13 protein-coding genes and 1 pseudogene are annotated in these 14,413 nt (G+C 61.6%); 13 read left to right on the forward strand and 1 reads right to left on the reverse strand.

Annotated features, from left to right (window positions below):
• Window positions 1-223: 223 nt before the first annotated feature.
• The 8 genes and pseudogenes from ACKXF7_RS05765 (at window position 224) to ACKXF7_RS05800 (ending at window position 9,608) form a co-directional block, all read left to right on the forward strand.
• Window positions 224-1,396, forward strand: coding sequence for an NAD(P)-dependent malic enzyme (locus tag ACKXF7_RS05765; RefSeq protein WP_423742375.1), 1,173 nt, complete (start codon window positions 224-226; stop codon window positions 1,394-1,396).
• A 15-nt stretch (window positions 1,397-1,411) separates the two neighbouring features.
• Window positions 1,412-2,251, forward strand: coding sequence for a fumarate hydratase (locus tag ACKXF7_RS05770; protein WP_423742376.1), 840 nt, complete (start codon window positions 1,412-1,414; stop codon window positions 2,249-2,251).
• 13 nt (window positions 2,252-2,264) lie between these two features.
• Window positions 2,265-2,820: pseudogene (locus ACKXF7_RS05775) on the forward strand (Fe-S-containing hydro-lyase).
• Window positions 2,821-3,062: 242 nt separating this feature from the next.
• Entirely contained in the window at window positions 3,063-3,455 is a 393-nt protein-coding gene (locus ACKXF7_RS05780; protein WP_249237461.1) for a metal-dependent transcriptional regulator, read from the forward strand.
• A 157-nt stretch (window positions 3,456-3,612) separates the two neighbouring features.
• Window positions 3,613-6,915: an SNF2-related protein gene (locus tag ACKXF7_RS05785; RefSeq protein WP_423742377.1), complete on the forward strand. Its 3,303-nt coding sequence runs from the start codon at window positions 3,613-3,615 to the stop codon at window positions 6,913-6,915.
• Window positions 6,916-6,927: 12 nt separating this feature from the next.
• Window positions 6,928-7,917 (forward strand): dipeptidase, encoded by a 990-nt coding sequence (locus ACKXF7_RS05790; RefSeq protein WP_423742378.1) that lies wholly within the window; start codon window positions 6,928-6,930, stop codon window positions 7,915-7,917.
• A 22-nt stretch (window positions 7,918-7,939) separates the two neighbouring features.
• Window positions 7,940-8,791, forward strand: a complete 852-nt coding sequence (locus ACKXF7_RS05795) for a serine hydrolase (RefSeq protein WP_423742379.1) — start codon at window positions 7,940-7,942, stop codon at window positions 8,789-8,791.
• Between the two features lie 43 nt (window positions 8,792-8,834).
• Complete coding sequence (locus tag ACKXF7_RS05800) at window positions 8,835-9,608, forward strand: TSUP family transporter (RefSeq protein WP_423742380.1); 774 nt, start codon at window positions 8,835-8,837, stop codon at window positions 9,606-9,608.
• Between the two features lie 150 nt (window positions 9,609-9,758).
• On the opposite strand, the gene ACKXF7_RS05805 is transcribed toward ACKXF7_RS05800, so the two are convergent.
• Complete coding sequence (locus ACKXF7_RS05805) at window positions 9,759-10,616, reverse strand: DegV family protein (RefSeq protein WP_339394984.1); 858 nt, start codon at window positions 10,614-10,616, stop codon at window positions 9,759-9,761.
• 223 nt (window positions 10,617-10,839) lie between these two features.
• Here ACKXF7_RS05805 and ACKXF7_RS05810 point away from each other — a divergent pair, with 223 nt between their 5' ends.
• From ACKXF7_RS05810 to ACKXF7_RS05830, 5 genes are all read left to right on the forward strand, one after another.
• The gene (locus tag ACKXF7_RS05810; protein ID WP_249237455.1) at window positions 10,840-11,235 is read left to right on the forward strand and encodes a CPBP family intramembrane glutamic endopeptidase; all 396 of its coding nucleotides are present in this window, start codon (window positions 10,840-10,842) and stop codon (window positions 11,233-11,235) included.
• A 10-nt stretch (window positions 11,236-11,245) separates the two neighbouring features.
• Window positions 11,246-11,755: a nucleoside deaminase gene (locus ACKXF7_RS05815; RefSeq protein ID WP_339394986.1), complete on the forward strand. Its 510-nt coding sequence runs from the start codon at window positions 11,246-11,248 to the stop codon at window positions 11,753-11,755.
• A gap of 234 nt (window positions 11,756-11,989) precedes the next feature.
• Entirely contained in the window at window positions 11,990-12,970 is a 981-nt protein-coding gene (gene ymfI, locus ACKXF7_RS05820; RefSeq protein WP_423742381.1) for an elongation factor P 5-aminopentanone reductase, read from the forward strand.
• 55 nt (window positions 12,971-13,025) lie between these two features.
• Window positions 13,026-13,508, forward strand: a complete 483-nt coding sequence (locus ACKXF7_RS05825; RefSeq protein WP_423742382.1) for a hypothetical protein — start codon at window positions 13,026-13,028, stop codon at window positions 13,506-13,508.
• Window positions 13,390-14,403: a sigma-70 family RNA polymerase sigma factor gene (locus ACKXF7_RS05830; RefSeq protein WP_423742383.1), complete on the forward strand. Its 1,014-nt coding sequence runs from the start codon at window positions 13,390-13,392 to the stop codon at window positions 14,401-14,403. The genes ACKXF7_RS05825 and ACKXF7_RS05830 overlap by 119 nt, the downstream gene beginning before the upstream one ends.
• The last annotated feature ends 10 nt before the right edge of the window (window positions 14,404-14,413 follow it).

Below are 14,413 nucleotides of genomic sequence, written 5' to 3' on the forward strand. Positions count from 1 at the left end.
AAAATGGGCAAAAGCGGTGGAAATGGGCAGGCGGTTCTGTTACAATAAAAATAAGTGAGAATGCGCCCTCTCAGGCGCTTTCGCGCCAGCTCCCCCAAAGGGGGAGCCCTTGGCAAAACCGCAAACTTTGCATGGACTGCCAAAGCCTCTCCCTTTGGGAGAGGTGGATTTGCGAAGCAAAGACGGAGAGGGCGAGGACGGTAAGATATTGGAGGACAACGCAATGGATTACAATAAAGCTGCTCTGGAAATGCACGAGACCCACAAAGGCAAGGTGGGCATCGTGAGCAAGGTGGAGGTCGCTACCCGCGACGACCTGTCCACCGCCTACACTCCCGGCGTGGCAGAGCCCTGCCGCAAGATCAAGGAAAACCCCGAGGACGTGTATAAGTACACCTTCAAGGGCAACATGGTGGCGGTCGTTTCCAACGGCACCGCCGTGCTGGGCTTGGGCGATATCGGCCCGGAGGCCGGTCTGCCGGTCATGGAGGGCAAGGTGGTGCTGTTCAAGGAGTTCGGCGGCGTGGATGCCTTCCCCATCTGCATCGACGCCCACGACGCTGCCAGCGTCATTGCTGCCTGCAAGGCCATTGCGCCCACCTTTGGCGGCATCAATCTGGAGGACATCAAGAGCCCCGAGTGCTTTGAGATCGAGGAGACCTTGGAGCGGGAGCTGGACATCCCGGTGTTCCACGATGACCAGCACGGCACCGCGATCGTGGTCACTGCTGCCCTCATCAACGCTCTGCGTGTGGTGGGCAAGAAGATGGAGGATGTGCACATCGTGCTGAACGGCCCCGGTGCTGCCGGTACTGCCATCATCAAGATGCTCATGACCGCAGGCGCAAAGGACATTATTGCAGTGGATCAGTTCGGCACCCTGTACAAGGGCTGCAACAGCGCCGAGGCCCACAAGAACTGGCTGGGCGAGGTGACCAACCCCCGCCAGATCAAGGGCGGCCTGAAGGAGGCACTGGAAGGTGCCGATGTGTTCATCGGCGTGTCCAAGCCCGGCATCCTGACCACCGAGCTGTGCAAGACCATGAACAAGGACGCCATCGTCTTTGCCATGGCCAACCCCACCCCGGAGATCATGCCGGACGAGGCCAAGGCCGGCGGCGTGCGGGTGATGGCTACCGGCCGCAGCGACTTCCCCAATCAGGTCAACAACGTGCTGTGCTTCCCCGGCCTGTTCAAGGGCGCGCTCAGCGTCCGCGCCCGGGACATCAACAATGAGATGAAGCTGGCCGCTGCCTACGCCATCGCCGACCTCATCACCGATGCCGACCGCAGCGAGGAGAACATCATCCCCGGCGCGTTCGATCCCCGCGTGGCCGAGGCTGTGGCAAACGCCGTGGCAAAGGCTGCCCGTGAGACCGGCGTGGCCCGTCTGTAAGCGGAGGACAGGGTTATGAGAACCATTTCCGCACAGGAGATCACGGATACCGTTGCACGGCTGTGCATCGAAGCCAACACCCGCCTGCCGCAGGACGTGCAGGCAGCGCTGGACAAGGCCCGGCAGGAAGAGCCGTGGCCGCTGGCGAAGAATACCCTCGACCTTTTGTGGTCGAACCTTTCCGCCGCCAAAGAGCAAGACCTGCCCATCTGTCAGGACACCGGCATGGCCTGCGTGTTCGTGGAGCTGGGCACCGATGTGCACATCGACGGCAGCTTTGAAGCTGCCATCCATGAGGGCGTGCGCCGGGGCTACACCGACGGCTATCTGCGCAAGAGCATCGTAGCCGATCCGCTGCGCCGGGGCAACACCGGCGACAACACCCCGGCGGCCATCACGGTGCATCTGGTGGACGGCGAGGGCTGCCGCATCACGGTGGCACCCAAGGGCTTTGGCAGCGAGAACATGAGCCGCATCCAGATGCTCAAGCCCGCCGATGGCGTAGAGGGCTTCAAGAAGTTCGTGCTGGACACGGTGAAGCAGGCAGGCTCCAATCCCTGCCCGCCCATCGTGCTGGGCATCGGCGTGGGCGGCAGCTTTGACAAGGTGGCGTATCTGGCAAAGAAGGCCCTGCTGCGCCCGCTGGATGTCCCGAACCCCGACCCCTATTACGCACAGCTGGAACAGGAGCTGCTGGCCGCCATCAATGAGCTGGGCATCGGCCCGCAGGGTTTTGGCGGCAAAACCACCTGTCTGGGCCTTGCCATCGAGCAGATGCCTACCCATGTGGCAGGCCTGCCTGCGGCAGTGAACGTTTCCTGCCATGTGACCCGCCGCGCCAGCGCGGAGCTGTAAGGAGGGGAGAGCTATGGAATACAGACTGACCACCCCCTGCACCGTGCAGGATCTTGCCCCGTTGCGTGCGGGCGATACGGTGCTGCTTTCCGGCGTGGTGTACACCGCCCGGGATCAGGCTCACAAGCGCATGACCGAAGCACTGGATAAGGGGGAAACGCTGCCCTTTGAACTTGAAGGCAGCGCCATCTACTACGTAGGCCCCACGCCGGAGCGGCCGGGTGAGGGTGATCGGCTCGGCAGGGCCCACCACCAGCGGACGCATGGACGCCATGAGCCCGCGCCTGCTGGACCTTGGCAACAAGATCATGATCGGCAAGGGCAAGCGGGACGATGCCGTAAAGGCTGCTGTGGTGCGCAACGGCGCGGTGTATCTGGCCGCTCTGGGCGGTGCCGGTGCCCTGATGGCAAAGAGCGTCCAGACGCTGGAAGTCATCGCATGGCCGGATCTTGGCTGTGAAGCGGTGCGCCGCCTGACTGTGAAGGACATGCCGCTGACGGTGATTCTGGACGCCCACGGCGGCGATCTGTACCAGTCCGGCCCGGCGGCATATCTGGAGAGTAGATAAAAGATAAACGGGCTCGCCCTCTCCGTCTGCTCCCGTTGTCCGCATCGAACTGCTTTTTATGCAAACAAGCCAAAACCAAACCGGCTAAGATGTGTTCAAAACAGCAGATTTATGCAGAAGAAAATTGGTTTGTTTTAACAAACTTCCGCGAATTGCTTGCACATCGGTCAAAAGTGTGATATCTTGTACTATATGAAACCGTGGTGCTTTGCATCCCGGCACAGACAGGAGGCAAACATACCATGCAGATCCACCAATCCGCAGAAGATTATCTCGAAACGATCCTTATGCTCACCCAGCGGATGGGCCGTGTGCGTTCCATTGACGTTGTCAATGAGCTGGGCTTTACCAAGGCAAGCGTCAGCATTGCCATGAAAAAGCTGCGCGAGAACGGCTATATCGCGGTGGACGGCGAGGGCAACCTGACCCTGCTGGCACCGGGCCGCGAGATCGCAGAGCGTATCTATGGCCGTCACCGTCTGCTGACCCACTTCTTTATGCAGCTGGGCGTGGACGAAAAGACCGCCGCCGAGGACGCCTGTAAGGCAGAGCATATCCTGAGCGAGCAGACGCTGGAAAAGATCCGCGAGCGCGCCCTTGAGACCGACTCCGAGCTGACCAAGCCTGCCGAGTGACCGCAAAACCGGAAAATGATCCCGCTTCTTTAAAAGGAGCGGGATTTTTTGTACCCAAAAGGAGCCGCAACTTCCCCTTGCATCCGGGAGCGGGGTGCGGTATTCTTATAAGATAAAAAGGTTTATTACCAGCTTCTGAGACCGGGAGGAAACAGCCATGGATGCAGACGAGATCCGCACGCTTTTGGGCGATAACATTTTTGAGCGGGCCAAGAAATACCGCAAGCGCATCCAGCAGAGCACCTGCACCGTGAACGCCGATGGCGTGCGGCATATTTCGGCCATGGTACAGGGCAGCGGCGGCAGCTATTACTATACGCAGGCATGGCTGCGGGAGAACGGCAGCTTTGTCAGTGCGTCCTGCAGCTGCCCGTATAACCAGAACGGCGAGGGCACCTACTGCAAGCATATCGGCGCATTGCTGCTGGACGATGCGGAAAAGAATGCGCCCGCCTCCGCTGCAAAGCCGGATGCCATTCCGGGCGTGGTGCGGGGCACTGCCGGGCTGGGAACAGAGCCAGCCCGCCGCGACAGCTACGCTTCCGGTCTGGAGATGCTGTTTGGCAAAAAGTGGCACGGGGAAGCGCCGGTGTCGGACCACGAAGCCCGCAGGCTGCTGGATACCTATAAGGAAGCCGCGCTGGAGGACCTTGGCGGCGGCGAGGTGCCCCAGCGCACCGGTTTTGTCCGGCTGGAACCGGAGCTGACCCTGCTGCCCGGCGCGCAGCCGTGGCTGCGGCTGCGCATTTCGGACGGCGGGCGGCAGTATGTGGTCAAGAGCATCCCGGATCTTTTGGAGAACATCGAACACGGCCGCAGCGTCAGTTACGGAAAGGCGCTGGCCTTTGTGCACCGGTGGGATGCCTTTGATGAGGAGTCCCGCGCCCTTTTGCAGCTGCTGCGCCGTCAGGTGAGCGCAAGGCAGAGTCTGGATAAGGCTGCAGTGCGGGTGTATGGCGGGGCCGAGCAGGGCCCGGCAGGCGGCATGATCCTGACCGGAGAAAACTTTGACGCCCTTGTTCAGATGTACGCACACACCGGCTTTCTGGGCGGCTACGAGCTGCGGGAGGGTCTGCCCGCAGTCACCCTGACTGTTGCACGCAGCCGCGGCGGCGTGCAGGTGGAAGGCGAACCTGCACTTTCCGCTGTGCAGGGGCTGGATTATGATTATCTGTTCAGCGAGGACACCCTCTGGCGGCTGCAGCGGCCCGGCTGCACCCGCATCCTGCCCGCGCTGCAGGCGCTGGGCGGCAAGAGCCTGTTTTTTACAAACGCAGATGCCACCGCCTTTTGCAGCTATGTGCTGCCGGAGCTGGGCAGCAGGCTGAACATCGTGGATCCGGAACGCCTGCTGCTGAACCAGATCCCGCTGGAGCCGGTGGTGCAGTTCTATCTGGATGCGCCGGACAGCTTCCGCATTGAGGCCCACGCGGAATTTCTGTACGGAGAGGATAAGATCACGCCGTTTTCCCCGGCCCCGGCGGGCCTCTTGCGGGATGTGCGTGCCGAGAGCCGTGCAAAGCGACTGCTGGCTTCCTATCTGCAGCCCGGCGTCGGCGGCAATGAGGAAGTGTACGGCACCGCCGACGAGGAAGAGATCTGCCGTCTGCTGGAAGAAGGCATCCCGGCCCTGCTGGCAGAGGGCGAAGTCTACCTGAGTGATGCATTCCGCAGCCTGCAGGCCGCGCCGCCGCGCATTACGGTGGGCGTTTCGGTGCACGGCAGCGTGCTGGATCTGGAAGTGGACACCGGCGAGTTCCCGGTGGCCGAGCTGAAAGAGCTGCTGCGCTCCCTGCACCAGAAAAAGCGCTACCACCGCCTGCGGGACGGGAGCCTGCTGCGGCTGGACGACAGTCTGGAAGGGCTGGATGAGCTGAACGATACACTGGAGCTTTCCGGCGTCAGGCTCCGGAACGGCCATGCCGAACTGCCGCTTTACCGGGCACCCAGTCTGGACTGGGCGCTCTCGGGACAGAACGGCCTGCGCTTCAACCGCGACGATGCCTTCCGCCGCATCAGCCGCAGCTTCCACGCCGTGAAGGACAGCGAGTATACCCCGCCGGAAAGCCTGCACAATGTGCTGCGCAAGTACCAGAGGGACGGCTACCGCTGGCTGCGCACGCTGGACGGCTACGGTATGGGCGGCATTCTGGCCGATGATATGGGCCTTGGCAAAACGGTGCAGGTGCTCAGCTACCTGCTGGCCATGAAGGAAAGCGGGCAGACCCTGCCCAGCCTCATCGTCTGCCCGGCGTCGCTGGTGCTCAACTGGCAGGAGGAATGCAAAAAGTTCACCCCGCAGCTCGTCTGTGTGGCGGTGGACGGCGACGCCGCCCACCGTGCCGAGCTGGCAAAGCAGTGGCAAAACGCCGACCTTGTGGTGACCAGCTACGACCTGCTGCGCCGGGACGAAGAACGGTATGCGGAACAGGCGTTCTATGCCTGCATTCTGGACGAAGCACAGGCCATCAAGAACCACACCACCCAGAAATACAAGGCGGTGTGCGGGGTGAACAGCAAAGTGCGGTTCGCCCTTACCGGCACCCCGGTGGAAAACCGCTTGGGCGAATTGTGGAGCATCTTCTCCTTCCTGATGCCGGGGTATCTGCCGCCCTACAAGGCCTTCTGCGCCCGGTTTGAAAAGCCCATCGTGCAGGAGGAGGACAAGGAAGCCCTGCGGCGGCTGAACCAGCTGACCGGGCCGTTCATCCTGCGGCGCATGAAGTCCGAGGTGCTCAAAGAGCTGCCGCCCAAGACCGAGAATCTCCACCGCATCGAGCTGGACGAGCAGCAGCGCAAGCTCTACCTTGCCGCTGTGGTGGACGCGCGGGAAAAGCTGCGCGCCGCCAAGCCCGAGGATAAAATGGCGGTGTTCGCGGTGCTTATGCGCCTGCGGGAGATCTGCTGCGACCCCCGCCTTGTGGCGGACAACTGGGACGGCGGCAGCGCCAAGCTGGACGCCTGCATGGAGCTGGTGACGGCTGCTGTGGAGGGCGGACACCGCATCCTGCTGTTCAGCCAGTTCACCTCCATGCTGGAACTGCTGGCAAAACGGCTGGACGAAGCAGGCGTGAGCCACTTTACCCTGCAGGGCTCCACCCCAAAGCCGGTGCGTGCGGAGCTTGTGCGCCGGTTCAACAGCGGCGAAGCGGATGTGTTCCTCATCTCGCTGCGGGCGGGCGGCACCGGCCTGAACCTGACGGCGGCAGATATCGTCATCCACTACGACCCGTGGTGGAACGTGGCCGCGCAGAATCAGGCCACCGACCGCGCCTACCGCATCGGCCAGCGCAATCCGGTGCAGGTGTACAAGCTCATTGCGCAGGACACCATTGAAGAAAAGATCGTGGAGCTGCAGCAGGCAAAGCAGGACCTTGCCGAGACGGTCACCGGCTCGGCAGACGGAGCGATCCTGTCCATGAAGCCGGAAGAGCTGCTGCAGCTGCTGCAGGAAGAATAAGGAGAGACTGTCATGAAAGTCTGGGATCTGCACTGTGACACCCTCAGCGAGCTGCGCCGCGCCGAAAAGGCGGGACAGCCCAAGAGTTTTGCGCAGAACGATCTGCATATCGACCTTGAAAAATTACAGAAAGGCGACTATCTGCTGCAATGCTTTGCAGCCTTCGTCAATCTGGACGACCCCGCCCCCGGCGCGGACCCGCTGGTGACGGCACTGGAGGAGATCGACTGGTTCAAGCGGATCATGGCGGCATACCCGGACGCCATTGCCCCGGTGTACACGGCGGCAGACATCCGCCGGAATGCTGCGGCGGGAAAGATCAGCGGGATGCTCACCATCGAGGAAGGCGCCTGCTGCAAGGGCAGCGTGGGGGTGCTGCGCCGGATGTATGAGCTGGGCGCGCGCATGATGACCCTGACATGGAACCACGAAAACGAGCTGGCAAGCCCGCAGCGGAACCCCGGCGGCGTGCTGGTGCCCCAGACCGAAAAGGGTCTGACCGGAACGGGCTTTGCATTTCTGGCCGAGATGGAGCGGATGCACATGATCGTGGACGTGAGCCATCTTTCGGACAAGGGCTTCTGGGATATCGTGGAGCACGGTACCCGGCCTTTTGCGGCCAGCCACTCCAACTGCCGTGCACTGGCACCCCACACCCGCAACCTGACCGATGAGATGATCCGTGCGCTGGCAGAGCGCGGCGGCATTGCGGGCCTGAACTACTATGCGCCCTTTCTGGACGCTGACCCCACCCACCCGGAACGCTGCCGCAGCACGGCGGCGCTCATTGCGAAGCATGCGGCCCACTACAAACAGGTGGGCGGTGCCCAGATGATCGCCCTTGGCAGCGATTTTGACGGCATCGATGGCCCCCACCAGCTGGAAAATGCTGCCTTCCTGCCGCTGCTGGCGGATGCCCTGCGCAAAGAGGGCTTCACCGAAGACGAGGTGGAGGGGGTCTATTTCCGCAATGCCATGCGCTTTTTTGAGGAAAACCTGTAATAACAACGGAGAATATGCCGATATGGATAAAAATATGACGCTGGAAAAGCGCATTGCTGCGGAGCTGTACTGCTATCAGGGCAGAATGAGCGTGTTCGTGGACGATCTGCAGGGCCATACCGTGGAGGTGGGCGCGGACGAGGAATTTGAGACCGCATCCACCATCAAGGCGTTCCTTCTGGCGGCGCTGTATTTGCAGGTGCAGCGGGGCAGGGCCAGCCTTACGGACGAGCTTGCCTACGAGCAGAGCCAGTTTGTGGACGGCAGCGGCATGCTGCGGGCGCTGGGTGTGGGCGCACGCCTCAGAGTAAAAGATACCGCTACCATGATGATCATTTGTTCGGACAACATCGCCACCAACATGCTCATCGACTATCTGGGGCTGGACACCATCAACGCCTGCATCCGGGAGCTGGGCTTTGCCCACACGGTGCTGCACAATCCGTTGCACTTTGACCGCTACCGCCAGCTTGGCACCACCACGCCCCGGGACTATGCGGCGCTGTTCGCCCGCATTGCAAAAGGGGAGCTGGTCAGCCGGGAAGCCAGTGCCGAGATGCTTGCCATCCTGCGCCAGCAGCACTACAACACCATGCTGACCCACGATTTTCCCCAGTATTATCTGGACTGCGAGGAGACCGGCGCGCCGGAGCTCATCTGGGTGGCCAGCAAGAGCGGCAGCATGAACGCCTGCCGCAACGATGGCGGCATCGTCCATACCCCCTACGGCGAGTATGTCATCGTGCTGATGAACAAGGACTTTCACGATATCATCGAGTACAATGAACATCCCGCCATGGTGTACGGTGCCCGCGTCTCGCGCATGATCCTGGATCAGGTGCTGGCCTGTGAGGGACGGCTGTCCCTGTCCTGAAATGCACGTGCAAAAAACTGGAAAAATAGAGGGAATTATAACAATGGGTATCACGCTCTCGCCATGGATGATGGCGTTTCTCATCCTGATGACGGGCTTTGCAGGCTTTGTGGATTCGGCAGCCGGAGGCGGCGGCCTTATCAGCCTGCCGGCCTATCTGTTTGCCGGACTGCCGCCCCACTACACCTATGCTACCAATAAATTCAGCGCCGCCTGCGGTACCACCTTTGCCACAGCCAACTTTTTCAAAAACGGTGCCATGAACCTGAAGGTGGGCATCCTTGCAGCCATTGGCAGCTTTGCGGGCAGTGCACTGGGGGCGCATATCGTGCTGCTGCTCAGCGATGAGCTGCTGCGCACCATGATGTTCCTCATCCTGCCGGTGGCGGCGGTGGTCATTTTGTGGCAGCGCGACCTGCCGGACCGGAACCGGGACGACGGCACCCTGAACCTGAAAAAGATCCTGCTGGCGCTGGGCATCGGCTTGGGCATCGGCCTGTACGATGGCATCGTGGGCCCGGGCACCGGCACCTTTGCCATCATTGCCTTTACCACCCTGATGGGCTTTGACCTGCGCACCGCCAACGGCAACGGCAAGGTGCTGAATCTTGCCAGCAACTACGCCAGTCTGTTCACCTATCTGATGAACGGTCTGGTGGTGTTCCACATCGGCATCCCCTGTGCCGTCAGCAACATTCTGGGCAACCTGCTGGGCTCCCATTTCGCCCTGAAAAAAGGTGCACGCTTCATCCGCCCCATGATGCTGGTGGTGCTGGTGCTGCTGCTGGGCAAGCTCATCTCGGACGCAGTGCTGTGAGCGCCGGGCGCGCCAGAGGCTCCCTCTCCGAGGAAGCTGGCAAAACCGTCAGGTTTTGACGGAGGGAGTTTGTGGCCCCCAACAAAAAAACAAGCCGGGCAGCCCGCAGGCTGCCCGACTTTGGTCGGATGATCTTTTTTCGGTGGCCGCTTATTCCAGCACCAACCCTTTGTCGAAGAATGCCAGACCGAACGCGCCGGGGCCTGCGTGGGTGCCAATGACGCAGCCGATCTGCCGCACCAGCGGTTCGGGCAGATCCAGAGTATCCCGGAAGTAGTTCTGGATGGGCTGCACTTCGCGCAGGCTGGCAGAGTAGCCTGCAACCGTGGCAAAATCCGGACTGATGCCGCCCAGTTCGTCGATCTTCTTGAACAGGGCCACATAGGCACCGGGCAGGCCGCGGGCCTTGCCGGCCATGGCTACCTTGCCCTCCTTGATGGTGATGAGGGGCTTGATGCCCAGCATCCCGCCTGCGACGGCCACGGCGGCAGGCAGACGGCCGCCCTTGCGCAGATACTTCAGATCGTCGATGGCAGCAACCAGATGCAGATGCTCCTTGGCATGCTCCAGATCGGTGGCGATCTGCACCAGCGTCTTGCCTGCGTCTCGCAGCTGTACGGCCAGGCGCACCAGCAGCGCTTCGCCCAGACACACGTTGGCACTGTCCACAAACAGCACGTTGTCCACATTGGCAAGGTCTGCAGCCAGCTTTGCGCACTGCCATGTGCCGGACAGCTCGTGGGACAGGAAGATGCCCAGCACTTCGTCCCCGGCAGCAGCGGCTTCCAGATAGAACTTCTCGAACAGTTCCGGGCTGGGCTGGCTGGTGGTGGGCAGCTTGCGGCAGGAAGCCAGATGGTCATAGTAGGCGCTGGGGGTCATGTCGATGCCGTCCCGCAGGACGATGCCGTCCTCCAGCGTCACGTTCAGAGGAATCACGGTCACGCCCAGCTGCTCTGCCTCGGCAGGCAGGATGTCGGACGCAGAATCGGTAAGAATGCGGATCATAAAAAATACCTCCGGATCTCCGGTGAGTGAGAGCTTAAATCATGTTAGTCGACGATTTTTGATAAAAGGTCGGAAAACATTATACCAGAACCGGCAGGGAAAAGTCAATCGTTTTCCAGTACACTCTGGCCAAAATTGCTTCGTCACAGCGCAAAATACTTGCGCGGCGGCCAATGGATGTGATAAGATAGACGCTGACTGATGCGGCAGGGAGGGCAGGGCCATGGAACGGAATGAAAAAACAAGGGCCCTGCTGGCCGCATTCGGCTGTGCGCTGGCTTACCTGCTGGCGGGCAAGGCTCTGACGGCGGTCCTGCCGCAGGTGCCGGAGGAAGCCGCCCGGATGTGGGCCTTTGTGCACCGCTGTGCCGCTGCGCCCATCGTGGAAGAACTGGTGTTCCGCGGCGCCATCCAGCAGCTGGCCCGGCCGCTGGGCGAGAGACAGGCTGTGGCTTTGCAGGCAGTGCTGTTCGCCGTGCAGCATAGGGGCCCGGCAGGCATGGCCTATGCGCTGGTGTGCGGCCTTGTGCTGGGCACCATCCGCAGCCGCACCGGAAGCGTATGGCCGGGGATGCTTTTGCATACATTGAATAATCTGCTGGTTTTTGCAGCAGGATAAAGAGGAGCCTATGACCGATTTTGAATTGATGGGCCTTGCGCTGGAAGAAGCCCGCAAGGCGGCGGCGCTGGGCGAGGTGCCGGTGGGGGCGGTAGTGGCCCGCAGGGGCGAGGTGGTCGCTGCGGCCCACAACACCCGCGAGACCGAAAAAAACGCGCTGCACCATGCAGAGCTGCTGGCCATCGATGCGGCGTGCAAAAAGCTGGGCGGCTGGCGGCTGTGGGAGTGTGAACTGTTCGTTACGCTGGAGCCTTGCCCCATGTGCGCCGGAGCGATCCTCAACAGCCGGGTGCGACGGGTGGTATACGGTGCGGCAGACGCCAAGGCGGGCTGCTGCGGCAGCGTGACCGACCTGTTCGCCATGCCCTTCAACCACCATCCGGTGGTGGAAAGCGGTCTGCGTGCCGAGGAGGCACAGGCGCTTTTACAGGCGTTTTTCAAAGACCTGCGGGCACGGCTTGCGGCAAAGCCGAAGTGGAAACCGCCGGTACAGCCGGGGCAGAATATGAAAAAACCGTAAAAAAGTGGAAGCTGCGTGAAAAAGCAGGCGGCTTCCACTTTCTTTTTTCGGCAAATTGTGCTATATTATTTAATGGTGTTTTGTCGAAACCCATCTTGCGCACCTGCCTGTCACGCCAAGCGCCGGACTTTGACCGGAAAAGAAATGGACGTTGACCGGGGGCGATGGGCGGCGGAACATCTCCTGCACGGCGCACAGCTGCTGTGCAGAGAACACGACAGGAGGACCATACTCTTGTACGAAGATGAATTTGAACTGACGTTCAATCTGTCGGGCGAGGAGCCGCAGCCGGAACAGGCTGCGCAGGAACCGCCCGCAGCGCCAAAGCCGAAGGCGGCACCGGCAGCAGCTGCAGTGGACGAACCCACCCGGGTGATGGTGCTGGAAAAACCTGCGCCGCAGCCGGTCCCGGAGCCGGAGACGCCAGAACCGCCGCAGGAGCCGGAGAAACCGGCAGCCGAAGAGGCAGCTGCGGCGCGTCCGTCTGCGGGCAATGGCCGGGGCGTTCTGATCTCCGGCGGCGACCGGGGCATCGGTGCGGCTGCGGCCCGGGCGTTTTATGAGGCCGGTTTCCGCGTGGCGGTGCTGTACCACAGCAACGCCGAAGCCGCTGCGGCACTGGAAAAGCAGCTGCCCGGCATTACTGCCGTGCAGTGCGATGTGGCGTCCCGCGCCAGCTGCGAGCTTGCGTTCCGCACCGCAGAGCAGGCGCTGGGCCATGTGGATGTACTGGTGAGCAATGCGGGCATTGCCCAGCAGAAGCTGTTCACCGACATCACCCCGGAGGAGTGGCAGCACATGCTGGATGTGAACCTGACCGGTGCATTCCACCTGTGTCAGCTGGCGCTGCCGGGCATGATCCGCCGCAAGGCCGGACGCATCCTGACGGTGAGCAGCATGTGGGGCCAGACCGGCGGCAGCTGCGAAGTGCACTACTCCGCAGCAAAGGCGGGCCTGATCGGCCTGACCAAGGCTTTGGCCAAAGAAGAAGGCCCCAGTGGCATCACAGTGAACTGTGTTGCGCCCGGGGTCATCGATACCGATATGATGGCAGCGTTCACCGCCGAGGATAAGGCGGCGCTGGCCGAGGAGACCCCGGTGGGCCGTCTTGGCAGCGCAGATGAGGTGGCAAGGCTGCTGGTGTTTCTGGCGGGCGAGGATGCCGGCTACATCACCGGACAGGTGTTCGGTGTGAACGGAGGACTTGTGATCTGATGCGCAGGAACACGTTATTACAGGATTTTCCCCGGAGCAAGAAGGAGAGAGCAAAATGGGCATGACTTTAAAGGAACTGTTGACGAAAGGCGAAGGCACCATTTCGGCCAAGGAGGCCAAGGCGCTGGCTGCGCAGTGCAGAATGGATGAGGAAACGCTCTATACCCTTCTGGAAGAACGCGGGATCAAGGTGCTGGAAGAGGACACGGAGCCGATGCTGGATGTGGACAGCATCATGGCGGAGGTGGAGAGCGCCGAGAACAACAACGATGATCTGGGCATCACAGAGGACGAGGACGAGCAGAGCGAGGAGAACCCCGCAGACCTGAAGGCTGCCATGGACGAGCTGCTGGACGACCCCGTGAAGAACTACCTCAAGCAGATCGGTCAGGATCCCGCTGCTGAGCGCCGAGCAGGAGGTGGAGCTGAGCCGCCGCATCCATGCCGGTGCCGAGGCAGCGCATATCCTGCAGGCCGACCGTCAGAAGTACGGCGGGCCGGAGTACATCAAGAAGAACAGCGCCCGCTTCTCCTTTGAAGAGGACGAGAACAGCCGCAGCTATACCGAGGACCTGGACGAGGAAGGCAACGAGAAGCCCACCGAGGATGCCGAGGAAAAGGCCGCAGAAGAGGAAGCCATGGAGGCCGTGGAGAACGGCCCCCTGACCGACGAAAAGCGCGCAGAGCTGCTCAAGACCCGCCGCGACGGCCTGAACGCCCGCCGCAGCCTGAGCGAGGCGAACCTGCGTCTGGTGGTGTCCATTGCCAAGAAGCATGTGGGCCACAATCTGGCATTTCTGGATCTGATCCAGGAGGGCAACATCGGCCTGATCAAGGCTGCGGAGAAGTTTGACTGCGACCGTGGATTCCGCTTCTCCACCTATGCGACCTGGTGGATCCGTCAGGCCATCACCCGCGCCATTGCGGATCAGGCCCGTACCATCCGTATCCCGGTGCACATGGTGGAGACCATCAACCGGATGCGTCAGGCCACCAACCAGCTGGTGTACCAGAACGGCCACGAGCCGACCCCGGAAGAGCTGGCAAAGGCCATGGATATGAGCGTGGAGCGCGTGCGTGAGATCCAGCGCATGGCACAGGAGCCGGCAAGTCTGGAAAGCCCCGTGGGTGAGGAAGAGGATTCCTCTCTGGGCGATTTCGTCGCAGACGAAAACGCCGAAGCCCCCGGCAAAGCCGCAGACCGCGCCATGGTGGCACAGCAGATCAATCTGGCGCTCAAGAGCCTGACTCCCCGTGAGGAAAAGGTCATTCGCCTGCGTTTTGGTCTGGACGATGGCCGCCCCCGCACGCTGGAAGAGGTGGGCCGTGACTTTGGCGTTACCCGTGAGCGCGTGCGTCAGATCGAGGCAAAGGCCATCCGCAAGCTGCACAGCCGCAAGTGCCTGTCCCTGCTGAACGGCCTGATCGAGTGATACGGATCGA

Origin of the sequence: Faecalibacterium sp. 7 (genome assembly GCF_049562865.1) — a bacterium.
GTDB lineage: Bacteria > Bacillota > Clostridia > Oscillospirales > Ruminococcaceae > Faecalibacterium > Faecalibacterium wellingii.